Source organism: Salmonella sp. SJTUF15581 (assembly GCF_043356775.1).
Taxonomy (GTDB): domain Bacteria; phylum Pseudomonadota; class Gammaproteobacteria; order Enterobacterales; family Enterobacteriaceae; genus Salmonella; species Salmonella enterica.
The window spans coordinates 672,993-689,805 of sequence record NZ_JBEUJY010000001.1 but is presented as its reverse complement, the minus strand read 5'-3'; the positions used below and the strand labels follow the sequence as shown (position 1 = coordinate 689,805).

The window sequence follows — 16,813 nt, the reverse complement described above, 5'->3', positions numbered from 1 at the left end:
GCGAGTAAATCTATGAAAATCGGCATCATTGGCGCAATGGAAGAAGAAGTTACGCTGCTGCGTGACAAAATTGACAACCGTCAGACGATTACGCTGGGCGGCTGCGAAATTTACACTGGCCAGTTGAACGGCACCGAAGTGGCGTTGCTGAAATCCGGTATCGGTAAAGTCGCGGCAGCGCTGGGCGCAACGTTGCTTCTGGAGCACTGCAAGCCGGACGTGATCATCAATACCGGTTCCGCAGGCGGTCTGGCGTCCACGCTGAAGGTCGGCGATATCGTCGTCTCTGACGAAGCGCGTTACCACGACGCTGATGTGACCGCTTTCGGCTATGAATACGGGCAATTACCGGGCTGTCCGGCCGGATTTAAGGCCGATGACAAACTGATCGCCGCCGCGGAATCCTGCATCAGGGAGTTGAATCTGAACGCGGTACGCGGCCTTATTGTTAGCGGCGACGCGTTTATTAACGGTTCCGTCGGGCTGGCGAAAATTCGGCATAACTTCCCCGACGCGGTCGCCGTAGAGATGGAAGCCACCGCTATCGCCCACGTCTGCTATAACTTCAACGTGCCGTTCGTGGTGGTACGCGCTATTTCTGACGTAGCCGATCAGCAATCGCACCTCAGCTTTGACGAATTCCTCGCGGTGGCGGCGAAACAGTCGACTCTGATGGTCGAAACGCTGGTACAGAAACTGGCGCATGGTTAAGCAAATGTTCAGGGCGCTGGTCGCCCTGCTGCTTACGCTCCCGGTGTGGCTTTACGCTGCGCCGCGCGTCATTACCCTCTCTCCCGCCAATACGGAGCTCGCTTTTGCCGCCGGGATTACGCCCGTTGGCGTCAGCAGCTATTCCGACTACCCGCCCGAAGCGCAAAAAATAGAACAGGTCTCTACCTGGCAGGGAATGAATCTGGAACGCATTGTGGCGCTGAAGCCGGATCTGGTCGTCGCCTGGCGCGGCGGTAATGCGGAACGCCAGGTAAACCAACTGACGTCATTAGGTATTAAGGTCATGTGGGTGGACGCGGTAAGCATCGAACAGATCGCCGACACGCTCCGTCAACTGGCCGCCTGGAGCCCGCAGCCGGAAAAGGCTCAGCAGGCAGCGCAGACATTGCTAAACGAGTACGCCGCGCTCAACGCCGAGTATGCCGGTAAAGCTAAAAAGCGCGTCTTTCTTCAGTTTGGCATGAATCCTCTGTTTACCAGTGGTAAAGGGTCTATTCAACATCAGGTTTTGACGACCTGCGGCGGAGAAAACGTCTTTGCTGACAGCCGCGTGCCGTGGCCGCAAGTCAGCCGTGAGCAGGTGCTGGCAAGGCATCCCCAGGCCATTATCGTGGCCGGAAAAGCGGGCGAAATTCTCAAAATTGAACAATACTGGGGAAACCTGTTAAAAATTCCGGTTATTCCGCTTAACAGCGACTGGTTTGAACGCGCAAGCCCGCGTATTATCCTCGCCGCAAAACAACTCTGTAATGCGCTTTCACAGGTGAATTAGAGCCTGTCTTACCAGGCTCCCAGTGGGGATTCGACAATGCTCGTCTATTGGCTGGATATTGTAGGCACGGCTGTATTTGCTATCTCTGGCGTGTTGCTGGCCGGGAAATTACGTATGGACCCGTTCGGCGTCCTGGTGCTCGGCGTCGTTACTGCCGTCGGCGGCGGGACAATCCGCGATATGGCGCTGGATAACGGCCCGGTATTCTGGGTTAAAGATCCTACCGATTTGGTCGTCGCCATGGTCACCAGTATGCTGACCATCCTGCTGGTTCGCCAGCCAAGACGTCTACCGAAATGGATGTTGCCGGTACTGGATGCGGTCGGGCTGGCGGTGTTTGTCGGCATTGGGGTGAATAAAGCCTTCCTCGCTGAAACGGGGCCATTAGTGGCTGTCTGTATGGGCGTGATTACCGGCGTCGGCGGCGGGATTATTCGCGATGTTCTGGCACGCGAGATCCCCATGATCCTACGCACCGAAATCTATGCCACGGCCTGTATTATCGGCGGGATTGTTCACGCTACCGCGTTTTATACGTTTTCAGTACCGCTGGAAAGCGCCAGCATGATGGGTATGGTGGTCACGCTGTTCATTCGGCTGGCGGCCATTCGCTGGCATTTGAAATTGCCGACGTTTGCCCTGGATGAAAACGGACGTTGATATTGTTTTGCCCGATGGCGCTACGCTTATCGGGCCTACAGGAAAGATGTTGTAGGCCGGATAAGACGCTCGCGTCGCCATCCGGCACAACGAACAGCAATCAAATGCTGAAGGAAGAGCCACACCCGCAGGTACTTTTCGCATTCGGGTTGGTTACAATGAAGCGGGAACCTTCCAGGCCTTCGGTATAATCTACCGAACCACCCACCAGATACTGCAAACTCATCGGGTCAACCACCAGGCCAACGCCCTGTTTTTCGATGGTCATATCCCCTTCGTTCACCTGATCGTCAAAGGTAAAACCATACTGGAAGCCGCTGCAACCACCGCCGGTGATATACACGCGCAGTTTCAGATTCGGGTTATCTTCGTCAGCGATAAGGCTTTTTACTTTATTCGCTGCTGCGTCGGTAAACTGCAGCGGCAGCGCTACGTCATCACTCATATTTTGCTCCAAACGACATCGGTAATTGGATAAATTTTCACCCAATATTGGCAGTCATTATCTAATACCCTGGTAATTCGTTCAAGTATTCTCGCCCGCAGGCGCATTCTGGTTTTTCGCCGCCTGTTCCGCATCCTGCTTCGCCAGAGTGCGCGCCAGGATGGTTGAGTATAACGGTTTCCCGCCCAAAAACTGGGCTAATAGTGTCGCGCCAAGACAGGTGATAATCATTGGCAAAATGAGCTGGTAGTTATCGGTCATCTCCAGCACCAGCACAATCCCCGTCAGCGGGGCGCGCACCGACGCCGCCATCAGCGCCCCCATCCCGGCAATCGCAAAGGTACCGGCCTCCAGGTGATACTGCGGGAAAAGCACTGCCGCCGCCATACCGAAGGCCGTACCAAGCAGCGTTCCCAGCGCCAGCATCGGGGCGAAAATGCCCCCCGGCGCGCCGGAAGAAAAGCAAAGCAGCGTCGTGACCACCCGGGCAATAAAGATGAACAGCAGTAGCCCGACGCTAAAATTACCTGCTGCGGCGATAGGAATAAGGTTAAATCCGCCGCCTGCCGCTTCCGGCTCAATCAACCCCAGAATACCGCACAGGCCGCCGATCGCGCCGCCCATAAGCACCCATATTTTAATTTCGCCGCCATGAAAGCGCTGAAACATATCCTGGGTACGCAGCACCAGCGAATTAAATACCGGCCCGACGCAGCCAAAAATAATACCGAGGATAAGGTATAACCACAGCGTGTTAACCGGCGCATCAGACAGTTTGCCGACTTCAATAATCGGCGCTTCGCCGTTAAATATGCGGAACACAATGCTCGACATGATGACGCCGGTAAACACCGCTTTAATCGAAATCAGGTTGTAGCGAAACTGCGGGCGCATCTCTTCAATAATAAACAGGATACCCGCCAGCGGCGCGTTAAACGCCGCAGAGAGCCCCGCCGCCGCGCCGGTCGCCAGCAACGTATGCCGCGCTTCGGCGCTGCGCATACGAAAAACATCCAGCACCATGCGCCCCAGGTTGCCCCCGATTTGTACCGTTGGCCCTTCGCGCCCTAATACCATTCCTGCGCCCAACGTTCCCATCCCACCGATAAATTTCACTGGCAACACGCGCCACCAGCGCACCGGACGTAACTCCTCCAGCGCGCCTTCAATTTCCGGGATACCCGAGCCGCCGGCTTCCGGCGCAAATTTTCGCACCAAAAAGTAGCCGACCATCGCCAGTAACGCCGAAAGGATAAAGGCCAGCGGCCAAAGCAAAAACGCATGGTCCGCGACCTGAACCAGCGCGCCAATGCGCATGTTTTGTACCCAGGAAACCGCCTTTTCAAAGGCGACGCCAACCAGTCCGGTAAGCGTGCCGACAACGGCCGCCATGAACAGGATGGCCAGCGGCGTTTTATCCCGCTGCATTAACCGGCGAATCTGATCTCTGCGCCGTAAACGCACAATTTGCTGAGCTAAAAAGGTGGAAGTGTCTGTTTTCATCAGAAGATCATTAATTGGTAATACAAATCTAAAGTCGGCATTCTACTCGCCAACGCCGCGAAAATCCCCTGCAAATCGTATTGTTTCAAATGCGTAAAACTTTCATAACCTTCTCTGAATAACTTAGAATAGCGGGTATTCACTTTTTCTACGAACCAGGAATCTTTCCATGAGTAAGTCTGAAAATCTCTATAGCGCGGCCCGCGAGCTGATCCCCGGCGGCGTGAACTCCCCTGTTCGCGCCTTCACTGGCGTGGGCGGCACCCCGCTGTTTATCGAAAAAGCGGACGGCGCGTATCTTTATGATGTCGATGGCAAAGCGTATATCGACTATGTCGGTTCCTGGGGGCCAATGGTACTGGGGCATAACCATCCGGCTATCCGCAATGCGGTGATCGAAGCTGCGGAGCGCGGTTTAAGCTTCGGCGCGCCAACCGAAATGGAAGTGAAAATGGCGGAACTGGTCACCAACCTGGTGCCGACCATGGACATGGTGCGCATGGTGAACTCCGGCACCGAAGCGACCATGAGCGCTATTCGCCTGGCGCGTGGTTTTACTGGCCGCGATAAGATTATCAAATTCGAAGGCTGCTACCATGGCCATGCCGACTGCCTGCTGGTCAAAGCCGGTTCTGGCGCGCTGACGCTTGGTCAGCCGAACTCGCCGGGCGTGCCGGCAGATTTCGCGAAACATACGCTGACCTGCACTTATAACGATCTGGCGTCAGTACGCGCGGCGTTTGAACAATATCCGCAGGAAATTGCCTGTATCATCGTCGAACCCGTGGCGGGCAATATGAACTGCGTCCCGCCGCTGCCGGAATTTCTGCCAAGTCTGCGCGCCTTGTGCGATGAGTTCGGCGCGCTGCTGATTATCGACGAAGTGATGACCGGTTTTCGCGTTGCGCTGGCCGGAGCCCAGGATTACTACGGCGTCGTGCCGGACCTGACTTGTCTGGGTAAAATCATCGGCGGCGGGATGCCGGTAGGCGCGTTTGGCGGTCGTCGCGATGTAATGGATGCGCTGGCGCCGACGGGCCCGGTTTACCAGGCGGGCACCCTTTCCGGCAACCCGATTGCGATGGCGGCCGGTTTCGCCTGCCTGAATGAAGTCGCCCAGCCCGGCATTCATGAAACGCTGGATGAGCTCACCACCCGCCTGGCGGAAGGTTTGCTGGAAGCTGCCGAAGAAGCGAATATTCCGCTGGTGGTTAACCATGTCGGCGGCATGTTCGGGATTTTCTTCACCGACGCTGAGAGCGTAACCTGCTATCAGGACGTGATGGCGTGCGACGTTGAACGCTTTAAGCGTTTCTTCCACCTGATGCTGGAGGAAGGCGTATATCTGGCGCCATCGGCGTTTGAGGCGGGCTTTATGTCGGTCGCACACAGCATGGACGACATTAATAATACTATTGACGCCGCGCGTCGGGTGTTTGCGAAATTGTAAAAGAGAACGTCCAGAAACAACATAGGCCGGGTAAGGCGAAGCCGCCACCCGGCTTTTTTTGGTTCATCGCAGGTTAGCCTGAACCGCACCAGACAACCTAAAGCTCATCAATAATATACTGAAAGCTACAGGTCGACGTGAACTGCCCAGAGCCAATGTTGCGGGTGTTCACCGCTACATTAATGTCATGAAGCTCAACATCGGTTATCGGATGATCAACGGCGCTGGTCGTGACGCTCGACTGGTCGCAGCCCAGCACATTGAGCGTAATACCCGATGAGACAAAACGGCAATAAGCGCCACGGTCGTCAAATTTGCTGCCATCGCAAAGTTTTCCCCCCTCCATCAAATAGGTATGTAACGTGCGATTCACCGTGCCACCGGTGGCATCAAGCATGAGGGTTGTTTTCTGTTTCGAAACGTTCGCATCCCAGGAGATATCAAAAGTATCAACGGGAACTTTCGGGCAAACTGAGCTGCGCGTATCCGGCGGGGAGTACGTTTCGCCAGAGATACCATCAGCAGCAGTGACACGACTCGTTGCCAGCCAGGGGCAACCATAGTCATCGCTTTGTACCGTAATATCCACGGTAAAAGAGCCACAATCGTGCCAACTCGCTGGCATATTCTGGCAACTGGAGCGCGCAACGCTGTTATCGAAATCGCGTAACACAACCGTCGGCGCGGGCTCTGGCCCCGACCAGGATTGTAAGGGTACCGGACGATTTTTAAAAACCCCTCCTAGCTGCCAGGTGCCATAGTATACTCCGTCATGCGTATCCACCATCACATTCAGCAGAATCGAGCGATCGAAGGTACTCGGACCTATGCCGTAATAGAGCGTGGTACTTGAAAACGTCGCTTTCAGCATGGGTTTAGCCACTACCGAACTGCCATAAACGGCAATCAGCAGCAAAAATAAAGTCCGTATTATTTTCATCATAAATACTCAAATGTAACTAGTGCGCTTGCGAAGAACGTTCCCGGAACCAGATCTTCGCCAGGAAGACGTTGTACCCAGGCATTCAGGCTTAGCGCGTTATTCCCCGTCACCAGCGTGAATATCGCCCCCTCTTCATCGTTCATGCCCACGGGAACGCCGGATAGCGTTTCAATACCAATCCCGATCCCGGAAGCGCCTGAATGGCTATCGATGGCCAGGATACCGCGCATTCCGGTCGCTTCGGTTCCAGTGAAAGTCACCTGCACCCCGTTACTCAGCGCCGAATCGCAATCCGTGAGCTCAAACACCAGAGGCTTACGAGCAGACTGGCCGTCGGGAGTGAAATCAGAACTGTCAAGCGACGAAAAATCGACTTCGGCAATCCCCGTCCCCTGCATCGTGAGCGTGCAAGGACTGGCCACCAGGCTACCGGAAAAATGCAGATTATCTGCCGCTGAGACCGGCAATATCAGCGCCCCACAGAGGATGCAGGCCGCGCCGTGTAATAACGCCTGTCTTTTAGCCATTACTGATAATCCACCTGTAATGTTGCCGTCGCATCGAAGCCGCCTTCTTTCAGCGAAGCACCGCTCTTTTTAACCGGTATGGCTTTCAGAACAGGTATCGACTGTTCATTCACCGTAATGGTGGACCCCAACGTAAAGGGTTGGTCGTTCTGCCTGAGTTCAATCCCCAGCCCCGCCACGCTGGTGTTTACCGCCGCCGGATTAAAATCACTCACGGAACCGCTTAGCGTCAGGGTCATCGCCATCGTCTCATCGCGTACCGTTGAATCACAGGTGATCTCATACGGAACATTCTGCGCATAACGCGTACCATCTATTTTATTAATCAGCAGGTTACCGAACTCAACGTCGATCGTCTGATCATTGTTAATCGTACAATTCGGCGGTGAAATTAATGTGCCGTGAAACTTAAGGTTCTCAGCCGACTGCGCGGCAAAACTGCTGCTTATTAACACTATCAAAGCCATTTTTTTCATTGGTAATCCACCACCAACGTGGCGCCTGCGTTAAACGCGCCACCTGTTAACGTTACGCCATTATTTTTGACGGGAATTGCCTCAATGGCCGGACCGCTGCCGCCGCTGTATTGAAATGACAACCATTGCGTATTGCCGGGTGAAATCAGCGCGCCATCCGTGGCGGTTTGCAGTCGGATACCCAATCCATCGACATCGGTTTGCAATACCGACTCGCCATTGATAGTCACCGCATTCCCCTGAATCTGTAACTTCAGGTAATCGCTCACTCTGCCGTTACAGCTCAGGCGATAGCCCACCGCCTGCCGGTAATTCACTCCGTCCACTTTCGTCGTCAACACATTGCCAAATTCCACCTCACCGCCGGTCACAGTACAGGGCGGCGCGGCATTAACGACTATCGTCAGCGTCATGTTGACCGTCTTACTTCCTGCTGCCAGCGGCATACTGACCGCACTCAGCATGGCCGCACACGTTACCGTGCCCAGCCGTAACCGCCATTGCCTCATCTTGCGTCTCCTTGTCGGTTACGACTTTCTGCTTTTTGCTTCATCTACCGCACAACTGTTGTCAGTACAGTTAAAAATCAGCGGTAACCGCGCGCCATAATCGTTGACGTAAGTCAGCACAGGCGAGTGACCTAATTCACTGGCGTCCCCTCCCAGCGTCACGTTGCTTTTTGGTGCAATCACTAATGGGCTAAAGCCTCTGGCCGGTGTGCCGTCCATGCGGTTGCTGGCGTTGCTTAACACCACGTAGTAACCGGTCGGATTGCTCACCTGATAGCCATTGCCCTGACGCTGAAGGGTGATCTTGTATTGCCATGGATGCTGCATATCGATTTTCGATAGCGCCTGCGGACGGTAAAAAACTTTGATGCGCGTTTGCAGGGCGATTTGCAGTGTGTTGGGCTTGTCGCTTTGCGGCGGAATTTCGCGCACGTTGTAATAAAAAAGGGTTTCCCGATCCTGGGGGAGCGACGCCAGCGCCGGCATCCCCTGAATTTTGACCTGTCCGATTGCCGACGGCTCAATGCGCTGGACCGGTGGGACGACGATTAAAGGTGAGGTAATTTTGACGCCCTTCTCATCTTCCACCCAGGACTGCGCCAGATAGGGCAGTTTGCTGTTGGCGTTTTTCAGATCGACGCTTATCGATTTATCTTCGCCGCGAAACACCAGGCGGGTGCGATCGGGCGCGATGGCGGCCTGGGCGCTATCGTAGCCGCCCAGCAAAAGCAGCAAAACAGCGGCCAGGTTATAATGTTTTAATGGCATCATGAATGCGATTTCCTGAATCAATGTGTTGGATAACGAGAAGAGAGCGCTTCGGGTTGCGTTGAAGACGTCAGCCGCTGCGTATGAAGCTGGAGTAATGGTTTCTCTGCGGGCTGCGTTGCCTCAGGTGATGAAGCGTCGCCGATGCACGGCAGCAGCAGGCCGCTAAACAGATCGCCCGGCAGCGGGTCGGGCAACGCCGCTTCACACTGCGTTTTACCTTCCCATGTCACCTGCAACCGCTCGCCGGGGTTAATGCCGATCAGATAAACGCTGCCGTCTTCACCTACGATCCCTAACTGTTGCTGGCGACTGTTGTAAACCTCCGCGCCGAAGGGCGGCGTGCCGCCATCGCGCAAGCGGATACTGGCCATGGCTTTTTTACCGCTGAGCACCTCCAGGCGGCGATAACCGATCGCCCCTTCCGTCAGGGTCGCCTGAGCGATGGAGAGGGTTGCTTCCGCGTCTTCCGGCAACTGGGTAATGTCGATTTTCACCTGGTTGCGGTAGTAGTCGTTGACGTCGACAATGACGGCTTTACCAAACGCGTTGGTATATACCGGTGTGCTGTAGCCGGAGATGGGTACGTTCGCTTCATCGCCGACATCCACCATCAGCCGCGAGCCGCCGTTGACGCTGGTACGGTGCAGCGCCCCGCCTTTAGCAGTCAGCGTCGCGCCGCCCTGGATGTTCAGCCCGCCGGAGGTATAGTCGCCTTCCTGATAGTTCGCACTGACGTCAATGTCGGCATAGCTCGCTTGATGACGGTAATAGCCGTCGAGAGTCGCGCCGTTATCCGCGCGGCCAGCGTTGATCTGGTAGTTATTGCGATCGTCAATGCGCTCGTAATAGCCGACCTGATTGCTGTTGTTGTCATCGCTAAAGGAGCCGTTGTAGCTCAGCGTGCGGTTGTTGCCCCACGGAATACTCAGCGAGACGTACACGCCGTCATCACGCTCATTGTCATATTCGTTGCGAAAACCGTTCACCGACAGACTGATCCCGCGCACCTCGCCGACATCGAAATAGTGCGACAGCGTCAGGTTATAGCTGTCCTGGTTGGGTTGATTCCAGTAGGTGCGATGGGTGTAGTTGATATAAGCGTTGACGTTTATTGCCGAAAAGTTCTGGCTGTACGTCAGGGTATACATCTCTTTATCGTGGCCGGTGCGCTGACGATCGTTATCGTCATTATGCGTATCGATAAACTCGTCCATCGTCATGTAGTTTTCTTCGGAAAAGCGATAACCAGCAAACGTCAGACGGCTGTCTATATCATCAAAATCTTTAGCGTAGCTGGCACGGAACGAGTTACCCTGAATGGTGCCGTAGCCGTAGGCGCTCCCCTCTGGCAGCGTCGCACGGGAATGGGTAACATCGACGGAAAACGCGCCCAGCAGCGCCAGATCGCGCCCCAGTCCTAACGCCAGCGCCTGATAATCCTGCTCACCGATGGCGCCGCCGTACAGCGACCAGCCGTTAGCGATCCCCCAGGAGGCTTCGGCTGAGGTGAAAAAGCCGCCTTCCATATTGTGATCCCAGTCCTGCGGTCGCCCGGCGGCCAACTTGTAGCGCACCTGGCCGGGACGGGTCAGAAACGGAATGGAGGCGGTGCTGACGTCATATTCCTGCACCTGACCGCTTTGTTCTTCAATTTTGACGTGTAGATCGCCGGATACCGTTTCATTAATATCCTGAATGCGAAACGGCCCTGCCGGGACCTGCGACTCATAAATCACCCGCCCGCGCTGGGTCACGGTGACTTTGGCGTTGGTGCGCGCCACGCCTGATATATCCGGGGCGTAGCCGCGCAGATTAGGCGGTAACATCTGATCGTCGGTAATAAGGCTGCCGCCAACATAGTTAAAGCCGTCGAAAATATCGGATTCCAGCGATCCTTCGCCCAGCGTTAGCTGTGCCCGGAGCTGCGGGATCGCCCGCCAGGCGTAATAGCGGTTCCAGTCCCAGTTCTGTTCGGAACTGGAGCCAAAGTTGTCTTTATCTTCGCTGTCATTTTCGTGACGATAGTTAGCCTGCCAGTCCGCGCGCAAACGCCACGCGCCGAGGTTGGCACCCACCGTGCCGTTGCCGCTGATGTCATATTCATCGCCGTCATCATGTTCAGCATGTCGCCACTGGCTGTTAACGTTGTAGTCAAATAACACGCCGGGAATCCCTTCATCCCAGCGGGAAGGTGGATCCCACTCTTCATCGCTGTATTCCAGATAGGCCTGCGGAATAATCACCGTCAGCGTTGACTGGCTTAAATCCGTTTGGGTTTCCATCCCTTCCAGTTGTTCTGGTTGCAGACACTGACCGGCATTTATCCAGATCATTTTATCTGCTATTTCAGGTTTTAACCCCAGCAGCGATACCAGTTCAGGCGATAAACAGGGATAGGTGTTATCAGGATCGTTATTATCAACGGAATACGTAATAATATTGTCCTGGGCAATTTGACTCTGATTGACCAGCACCTGGAGATGATAGCTCCCCGGCATAATGTAGCCTTTACGGGAAAAACGGGAGAGATCCAGGCTGGCATCATCTTTAACATCAAGAAATCGGGTATTAAATTGAATGGGCGCTTCCGCGTAGCTATTTTTCGGACCGACAGCCAGAACAATACCCACCACGGCCGCAAGCGTGCTCAGACGAAATTTTTTATAGTGAGCCATCAGACAATCTATCCCTGAAATATATAATCTATTTTTTTACTTTGAGCATTATCCTGCGGCAGACTGCCGCAGGATGATATTTCACTTACAGATAGCTGATCGTGAAGTTTACGGTGCTGCTGAATTCGCCGGTATCGATAGTGGTGGCAGCGGAATCGCCTTTCACCCAGGCTTTGAAGTTAAGAGTCTGTTTCGCCGCCGCAACGCTGCCGTTCATCGTCAGGTTTTCGCTGTAAGCGTCGCCCAATTTGATCGCGGAACCCAGGTGGTTGCCGATGACAATGCTGGAACCCGCCATTTCGCCGCCGCCGATGCGCATCAGCGCAACGCTGCCCGGATTAGCGCTGGATTCGTTACCGATGGCAGAGAAAACGGTAGACGCTTCTTTCTCAGTGGTGAATGCGCAGTTTTCCAGACCGATATGGAAATCGACTTTTGAAGATTCTTTACCGCCCATCAGAGAACCGGTACCGATATGGCCCAGGTTAACGGTCTGGTGTTCGTCGCCAACCACGATTGAACACGGTGAATCTTCAATAGTACCTGTAAAAGTCACCGTACCAGTATTACTGCCCGCAGCATTGGCAAAGCTGGAAACACCCATAACCAGTGCGGCAGCAACCGCAGCTTTTACTGCTGTATTCATTTTTCATCCTTATTAAAAGTTGGTGAGTATTTTTACGCTATTCACACGGAGCTATACTCAATACCCCATGTTTATATGGGTAGATATATATTATATGACGAGTTATGAAATTCCCGATGCAACATTCAAAAGAAGCAAACAACACGTTAATAAATAACATCCCTTAGGCGCGGCAAAGTATTTTCCATTAAAAACCCAAAGACAAGTGTTTTTTATTTAAAGGATCATCAGCATTAAATAATAAATATTTTTTACCGTTCAAAAAACAAACAAAACAAGCAAGACGGGAGAGCCCAAAAAACAGTAAACATGTCAAAATGAATAAAAAAAGATCAGAATTACAGTACTGAGTGTATAGCAATGATGCATAAGATTTATTTTTGGTATAAATTCCATTAAAAAAATCAAAAAATGCTAAGTTACATTTTTTTTGTTTACTCGTGGCAATTAATTTATTTTAATAGAGTTGTTTTTTATTACTTCGATAAAAAAACAATATTTTATTATCGAAGTTTTATAATGAAAACTTATTATTAAATTAAAATTGATTTACGAGATGCATTAAAGATGCGGCATCCGCATCTTAATATTTAAAAAGGCTTAATACCGAAACCGGTAATTCTTATTATTGGATAGATCATGCCGCAATTTATCATCAACGTTTCGGGCCTGGATATGTTGAAATTAGTCACCCTGTTCAGGAGACAGCGGCGCGCCACTGAAATAGCACATGACTTATCGATACAGAAATAACCCCTGCTTCTTGCTGAACATAAAAGCAGAGTTCCCTCGATAAAACGTGACAGGACAGCTTTCGCACGCTGATAGCGTTCAGCTATTTTTAGGTCTACAAAATATTGCCACAACATATTGATATTGTGTAATTTGTAGGTCGGGTTGAGCATGGCCGCCACCCGACATAAATGTGGCACAGCTTTTTTTACCGGCTCTGTTTACGTAGCAAATAGATAAAGTACGGCGCGCCAATAAAGCTTGAAAGCAGTCCCGCCGGGATCTGATACGGAAATAGCGCCATCCTGCCGCACCAGTCGGCAAAGACCAGTAAAACGCCCCCTGCCAGCGCCGAGATGACCATATGCGGCATCGTCCGGCGAAAACCGAGCATCCGCGCAATATGCGGCGCCATCAGTCCAACGAAACTCAGCGGCCCAATGGTCATCGTCGCGGTTGCCGTCAAACAAGCCGCCAGCGCCAGCAGCGCGATACGCGACGGCGTAAGCGCCATGCCCACCGCGCGCGCGGCATCGCCGCCCAGAGGCAAAATCGTTAACCAGCGGCGGCACAACGGCACAATGGCCAGCAAAATCACCATCACGATCGCGGTTCGCGTAACCTGCCCGCCAGTGGCGTTATAGGTAGATCCTGCGATCCAGGTCAACACTTCCGCCATCCGCGGGTCGCCGCTCGCCTGGAGCATCATTAGCAGCATGGTAAACGCGGTGCTGAGCGCCATCCCCGCCAGCAACATCCGTTGCGGTGAGAAACCGCCGCGCCCGGCGGCTATCATAATAATCAGCAGTGTCGCCGCCGCACCCAGGCTTCCGGCAGGCAGTAGCCAACCGAAAGCATTCCCCGGCACCAAAAACAGCATCAACACCACGCCAAACGCGGCTCCGGAACTGATCCCCAGCACTTCCGGGCTGGCCATTGGATTACCGGTCAGACGCTGAATAATGCAGCCCGCCACCGCCAGCATGACGCCCGCCATTAACGCCGCCAGTATCCGCGGCCAGCGCCACGGCATCAGTTCCTCAAGCAGCGTTCCGCTCGCCCACGTCCAGCCGTGCGCGTCGCGACCAAAAGAGAGCGCGACCCATGTTGCCAGCAGCAGGAGCGCGCCACCGGCAACGGCAAAAGCGAGGACATGCCGACGTTCCGCCGCCACACGATCGCTGGCGTTCATATCCGGCGCGCTCATGCTTTTAAGCCGCGGCAGCAGCCACAGGAGCAGCGGCGCGCCGATTAACGCCGTCACTGACCCGGTGGAAACCTCCATCCATACGCGGGTGAGCCAAAGGATAATCTGATCGGATAGCCACAAAATAAGCGCCCCAATGAGCGGCGCCAGCATCAGGCGCGCCAGCAGACGTCTTGCGCCAAGCATTTTCGCCAGCAGCGGCGCAAACAGGCCGATAAAACCGATAATGCCCACCGCGTTGACCAGCAGAGCGCTCAACACAATCGCCAGCGACAGCGCCGCCAGACGCGCTAACGACAGCGCCAGACCCAGATTACGCGCAACGCCGTCATCCAGCCCCATCAGCGTCATCGGGCGTAACAACAATAACGTGAGCATCACACCGCCCAGCAACTGCGGCCACAGACGCTGCACGCCGCTCCAGTCGGTTTGCGTTAGCGTTCCGGTGCTCCATAAAAACATGCTTTGCAACTGATCGTGGTGGAAAATCACCAGTAACTGGTTGATTGCGCCACAGTAAAGGCTGACCACCAGCCCGGCGAGGATTAGGGTTACCGGCGACAGGCGTTTGCCCCACGCCACGCCGAACACCAGCGCGCCGACGATACAGGCTCCCGTCAGGGCGGCAAACTGCGTGGCCAGCGCGCCGGGAATCGCCCATAGCGTAGTCACCGTGATCCCCAATTGCGCGCCGGTCGCCACGCCCAACGTGGTCGGTTCCGCCAGCGGGTTACGCAATACTTGCTGGAACAGGACGCCTACCAGCCCAAGCCCCGCGCCCACCAGCAGCGAAATCGCCAGTCTTGGCAGCAGGCTGTAATGAAAAATCATCTGCTCAATGATGTCGATATCCGGTGCCCAGATAGCCTGTTGCCACTGGCTGCGCGGTAGCGCAACGGAGAAGTTAACCCATGTCAGCCAGCAGGCGGCAACAAACAGCGCCAATAACAGCAACGCCGGATGGCGGCTTCGCCTTATCCGGCCTACAAAGCGCCCGAACCGTAGGTCGGATAAGACGCTTTTCGCGCCACCATCCGGCATTTCACGTTTTCTGCTCACGCTTTGCCTCCCAACACGTTATTCAGGATGCGGACAAAGTGCATCGTGGAGAGGGTCGCGCCATAGAACCAAACGGCGGGCACCCGATGAAAACGCCCGGCGCGGACAAACGGCATGGCCTGCCACAGCGGCGTTGCCACCAGCGCGTTCATATCGGTGCTATTCCCGTGATCGAAGCAGATCACATCCGCTTCTTTATACATCGCCAGCCGATCGATGCTAACCGCCGTACTGCCCCAAAAGTTGGTTTCACCCTGCCAGGCATTGACAATGCCATACTCGTCCAGCACCTCCTGGAACAAGCAATTCGGGCCTAGCACCAGCATATGCCGCGGATCGATAAGCGTCGTCATCAGTAACGGACGCCCCCCGCGGCGGATAAAATGCGGCTTCTGGCTGGCGATGAAGCGATCGTATTGCGCCAGATGTTTTTCTGCCGCAGCTTCCAGATTCAGCGTCTGCGCCAGTTCAACCAGCGAGCGTCGGGCTACCGCCAGCGGCTTTTTGCCGTCGCTAAAATCGAACCCGCGCCCCGGCGCGATCCGCGCCAGTTTCTCCGGCGAGGGTCCGTAACCTGCCGACCAGACCATAAACGACGGCTTCATCTCCGTCAGCAGTTCGAGATTGGGTTCAGTGCGAAGACCCACATCAATCACCGAATCCGGCAACGGCGGTTCGCTAACCCACAGCTTATAATTTGGCACATCCGCCACGCCATACGGCGTAATACCGAGCGCCAGCAGCAGCTCAACCGGCAGCCACTCCAGCGCCACAATCCGGCGGGGATCGATAGCGGCAGCCTGCGCCGTATTCATTTGCCACAGCAGCGGCGAGAGTGCCATCGCCGTTAATAAACGGCGGCGAGTAAGAGGATATAAATCACGCATTAATACACAAAACTCACAGGTGCCGCGCCCGCCGGATGCGGAAGGATACCCATCGGGATACCGTAAATCTTCTCCAGCGTGTCACTGCGCATCAGTTCCGCAGGCGTTCCTTGCGCAATCATTTCACCGCCGCGTAGCGCGACTAAATAATCACAGTAGCGGGCCGCCATGTTGATATCGTGCAGCACCGCAACCACCGTCAGCCCACGCTGCTGGCTTAAGCGATGCACCAGCGCCAGCACGTCAACCTGATGGGCGATATCCAGCGCTGACGTCGGCTCATCCAGCAGCAGACAACGGCTATCCTGCGCGACCAGCATGGCAATCCACGCGCGCTGGCGCTCGCCGCCGGAAAGGCTGTCTACCAGACGATGCGCCAGCGGTTTTAAGCCGACCAGCGTAATCGCCTCTTCTACTTTTTCCCGGTCCGCGACGCCAAAGCGTCCCAGCGCGCCGTGCCACGGATAGCGGCCAATCGCTACCAGTTCGCGCACCGTCATTCCTTCCGCCTGCGGCAATTGTTGAGGCAGATAGGCAACTTTGCGGGCAAACGCCTTGCTGCTCCAGCTCGCCAGCGGCTGATTGTCGAGCAGAATATCCCCTTCGGAAGGCGGCTGATGGCGGCCCAGCATTTTTAACAGCGTGGATTTACCGGAACCATTATGACCGATAAGTCCGGTGACGCGACCTGCGGGAAACGTTAACGAGAGGGGGTGTAAAAGCGTGCGGCCCGGCACACGAAAAGCGACGCTTCGCAGCGCAAAGGTGGTATCGGAATGAATGTGGTTTTCCTGCATCGCAGCCAACTTGTAAAACGGG

The 16,813-nt window shown here is 54.6% G+C and carries 16 protein-coding genes; 4 read left to right on the top strand and 12 right to left on the bottom strand.

The genetic code is table 11. The features are described from left to right. Window positions 1-12: 12 nt before the first annotated feature. The 3 genes from mtnN to ABVN36_RS03235 are packed head-to-tail and all read left to right on the top strand — an operon-like array spanning window position 13 to window position 2,164. Window positions 13-711: a 5'-methylthioadenosine/S-adenosylhomocysteine nucleosidase gene (gene mtnN, locus ABVN36_RS03245; protein WP_000689822.1), complete on the top strand. Its 699-nt coding sequence runs from the start codon at window positions 13-15 to the stop codon at window positions 709-711. Beyond that, complete coding sequence (gene btuF / locus ABVN36_RS03240) at window positions 704-1,504, top strand: vitamin B12 ABC transporter substrate-binding protein BtuF (RefSeq protein ID WP_000240674.1); 801 nt, start codon at window positions 704-706, stop codon at window positions 1,502-1,504. The genes mtnN and btuF overlap by 8 nt, the downstream gene beginning before the upstream one ends. A gap of 36 nt (window positions 1,505-1,540) precedes the next feature. Further along, window positions 1,541-2,164 carry a TRIC cation channel family protein gene (locus tag ABVN36_RS03235; RefSeq protein ID WP_000964234.1) on the top strand — a complete coding sequence of 208 codons (624 nt, stop codon included), beginning with the start codon at window positions 1,541-1,543 and terminating at the stop codon, window positions 2,162-2,164. 100 nt (window positions 2,165-2,264) lie between these two features. Here ABVN36_RS03235 and erpA read toward each other — a convergent pair whose 3' ends face one another. Together erpA and clcA are read right to left on the bottom strand one after the other, a co-directional pair. Beyond that, complete coding sequence (gene erpA, locus ABVN36_RS03230) at window positions 2,265-2,609, bottom strand: iron-sulfur cluster insertion protein ErpA (RefSeq protein WP_001278668.1); 345 nt, start codon at window positions 2,607-2,609, stop codon at window positions 2,265-2,267. Between the two features lie 81 nt (window positions 2,610-2,690). Continuing rightward, window positions 2,691-4,112, bottom strand: a complete 1,422-nt coding sequence (gene clcA, locus ABVN36_RS03225) for a H(+)/Cl(-) exchange transporter ClcA (RefSeq protein ID WP_023138968.1) — start codon at window positions 4,110-4,112, stop codon at window positions 2,691-2,693. A gap of 169 nt (window positions 4,113-4,281) precedes the next feature. Here clcA and hemL point away from each other — a divergent pair, with 169 nt between their 5' ends. Continuing rightward, a complete protein-coding gene (gene hemL / locus ABVN36_RS03220) occupies window positions 4,282-5,562 on the top strand; it encodes a glutamate-1-semialdehyde 2,1-aminomutase (protein ID WP_023138969.1) in 1,281 nt (426 codons plus the stop codon). Between the two features lie 97 nt (window positions 5,563-5,659). On the opposite strand, the gene stfH is transcribed toward hemL, so the two are convergent. From stfH to fhuC, 10 genes are all read right to left on the bottom strand, one after another. Continuing rightward, a complete protein-coding gene (gene stfH, locus ABVN36_RS03215; protein WP_001747688.1) occupies window positions 5,660-6,502 on the bottom strand; it encodes a fimbrial adhesin StfH in 843 nt (280 codons plus the stop codon). After that, the gene (locus ABVN36_RS03210) at window positions 6,502-7,032 is read right to left on the bottom strand and encodes a fimbrial protein (RefSeq protein WP_001129319.1); all 531 of its coding nucleotides are present in this window, start codon (window positions 7,030-7,032) and stop codon (window positions 6,502-6,504) included. Before ABVN36_RS03210 ends, stfH begins: the two co-directional genes overlap by 1 nt. Then, entirely contained in the window at window positions 7,032-7,508 is a 477-nt protein-coding gene (stfF, locus tag ABVN36_RS03205) for a fimbrial minor subunit StfF (protein WP_000737993.1), read from the bottom strand. The genes ABVN36_RS03210 and stfF overlap by 1 nt, the downstream gene beginning before the upstream one ends. Next, window positions 7,505-8,017 (bottom strand): fimbrial protein, encoded by a 513-nt coding sequence (locus ABVN36_RS03200; protein ID WP_001250313.1) that lies wholly within the window; start codon window positions 8,015-8,017, stop codon window positions 7,505-7,507. Before ABVN36_RS03200 ends, stfF begins: the two co-directional genes overlap by 4 nt. Window positions 8,018-8,035: 18 nt before the next feature. Next, window positions 8,036-8,788: a fimbrial chaperone StfD gene (gene stfD / locus ABVN36_RS03195; protein WP_023138970.1), complete on the bottom strand. Its 753-nt coding sequence runs from the start codon at window positions 8,786-8,788 to the stop codon at window positions 8,036-8,038. Between the two features lie 17 nt (window positions 8,789-8,805). Then, complete coding sequence (locus ABVN36_RS03190; protein WP_023138971.1) at window positions 8,806-11,463, bottom strand: fimbrial biogenesis outer membrane usher protein; 2,658 nt, start codon at window positions 11,461-11,463, stop codon at window positions 8,806-8,808. Window positions 11,464-11,548: 85 nt separating this feature from the next. Beyond that, the gene (stfA, locus tag ABVN36_RS03185; RefSeq protein ID WP_001090554.1) at window positions 11,549-12,109 is read right to left on the bottom strand and encodes a fimbrial major subunit StfA; all 561 of its coding nucleotides are present in this window, start codon (window positions 12,107-12,109) and stop codon (window positions 11,549-11,551) included. 940 nt (window positions 12,110-13,049) lie between these two features. Beyond that, a complete protein-coding gene (fhuB, locus tag ABVN36_RS03180) occupies window positions 13,050-15,089 on the bottom strand; it encodes a Fe(3+)-hydroxamate ABC transporter permease FhuB (protein WP_023138972.1) in 2,040 nt (679 codons plus the stop codon). A gap of 14 nt (window positions 15,090-15,103) precedes the next feature. After that, entirely contained in the window at window positions 15,104-15,994 is an 891-nt protein-coding gene (gene fhuD, locus ABVN36_RS03175; RefSeq protein WP_023138973.1) for a Fe(3+)-hydroxamate ABC transporter substrate-binding protein FhuD, read from the bottom strand. Continuing rightward, a complete protein-coding gene (gene fhuC / locus ABVN36_RS03170) occupies window positions 15,994-16,791 on the bottom strand; it encodes a Fe3+-hydroxamate ABC transporter ATP-binding protein FhuC (RefSeq protein WP_023138974.1) in 798 nt (265 codons plus the stop codon). Before fhuC ends, fhuD begins: the two co-directional genes overlap by 1 nt. Between the last annotated feature and the right edge of the window lie 22 nt (window positions 16,792-16,813).

What these genes read in the sequence shown, in the direction of transcription:
- fhuC (WP_023138974.1), bottom strand. Translation starts at nt 16,791, where the DNA reads ATGCAGGAAAACCACATTCATTCCGATACCACCTTTGCGCTGCGAAGC.
- mtnN (WP_000689822.1), top strand. Translation starts at nt 13, where the DNA reads ATGAAAATCGGCATCATTGGCGCAATGGAAGAAGAAGTTACGCTGCTG.
- ABVN36_RS03210 (WP_001129319.1), bottom strand. Translation starts at nt 7,032, where the DNA reads ATGGCTAAAAGACAGGCGTTATTACACGGCGCGGCCTGCATCCTCTGT.
- stfH (WP_001747688.1), bottom strand. Translation starts at nt 6,502, where the DNA reads ATGAAAATAATACGGACTTTATTTTTGCTGCTGATTGCCGTTTATGGC.
- stfD (WP_023138970.1), bottom strand. Translation starts at nt 8,788, where the DNA reads ATGATGCCATTAAAACATTATAACCTGGCCGCTGTTTTGCTGCTTTTG.
- btuF (WP_000240674.1), top strand. Translation starts at nt 704, where the DNA reads ATGGTTAAGCAAATGTTCAGGGCGCTGGTCGCCCTGCTGCTTACGCTC.
- ABVN36_RS03235 (WP_000964234.1), top strand. Translation starts at nt 1,541, where the DNA reads ATGCTCGTCTATTGGCTGGATATTGTAGGCACGGCTGTATTTGCTATC.
- fhuD (WP_023138973.1), bottom strand. Translation starts at nt 15,994, where the DNA reads ATGCGTGATTTATATCCTCTTACTCGCCGCCGTTTATTAACGGCGATG.
- ABVN36_RS03190 (WP_023138971.1), bottom strand. Translation starts at nt 11,463, where the DNA reads ATGGCTCACTATAAAAAATTTCGTCTGAGCACGCTTGCGGCCGTGGTG.
- stfF (WP_000737993.1), bottom strand. Translation starts at nt 7,508, where the DNA reads ATGAAAAAAATGGCTTTGATAGTGTTAATAAGCAGCAGTTTTGCCGCG.
- ABVN36_RS03200 (WP_001250313.1), bottom strand. Translation starts at nt 8,017, where the DNA reads ATGAGGCAATGGCGGTTACGGCTGGGCACGGTAACGTGTGCGGCCATG.
- clcA (WP_023138968.1), bottom strand. Translation starts at nt 4,112, where the DNA reads ATGAAAACAGACACTTCCACCTTTTTAGCTCAGCAAATTGTGCGTTTA.
- fhuB (WP_023138972.1), bottom strand. Translation starts at nt 15,089, where the DNA reads ATGCCGGATGGTGGCGCGAAAAGCGTCTTATCCGACCTACGGTTCGGG.
- erpA (WP_001278668.1), bottom strand. Translation starts at nt 2,609, where the DNA reads ATGAGTGATGACGTAGCGCTGCCGCTGCAGTTTACCGACGCAGCAGCG.
- hemL (WP_023138969.1), top strand. Translation starts at nt 4,282, where the DNA reads ATGAGTAAGTCTGAAAATCTCTATAGCGCGGCCCGCGAGCTGATCCCC.
- stfA (WP_001090554.1), bottom strand. Translation starts at nt 12,109, where the DNA reads ATGAATACAGCAGTAAAAGCTGCGGTTGCTGCCGCACTGGTTATGGGT.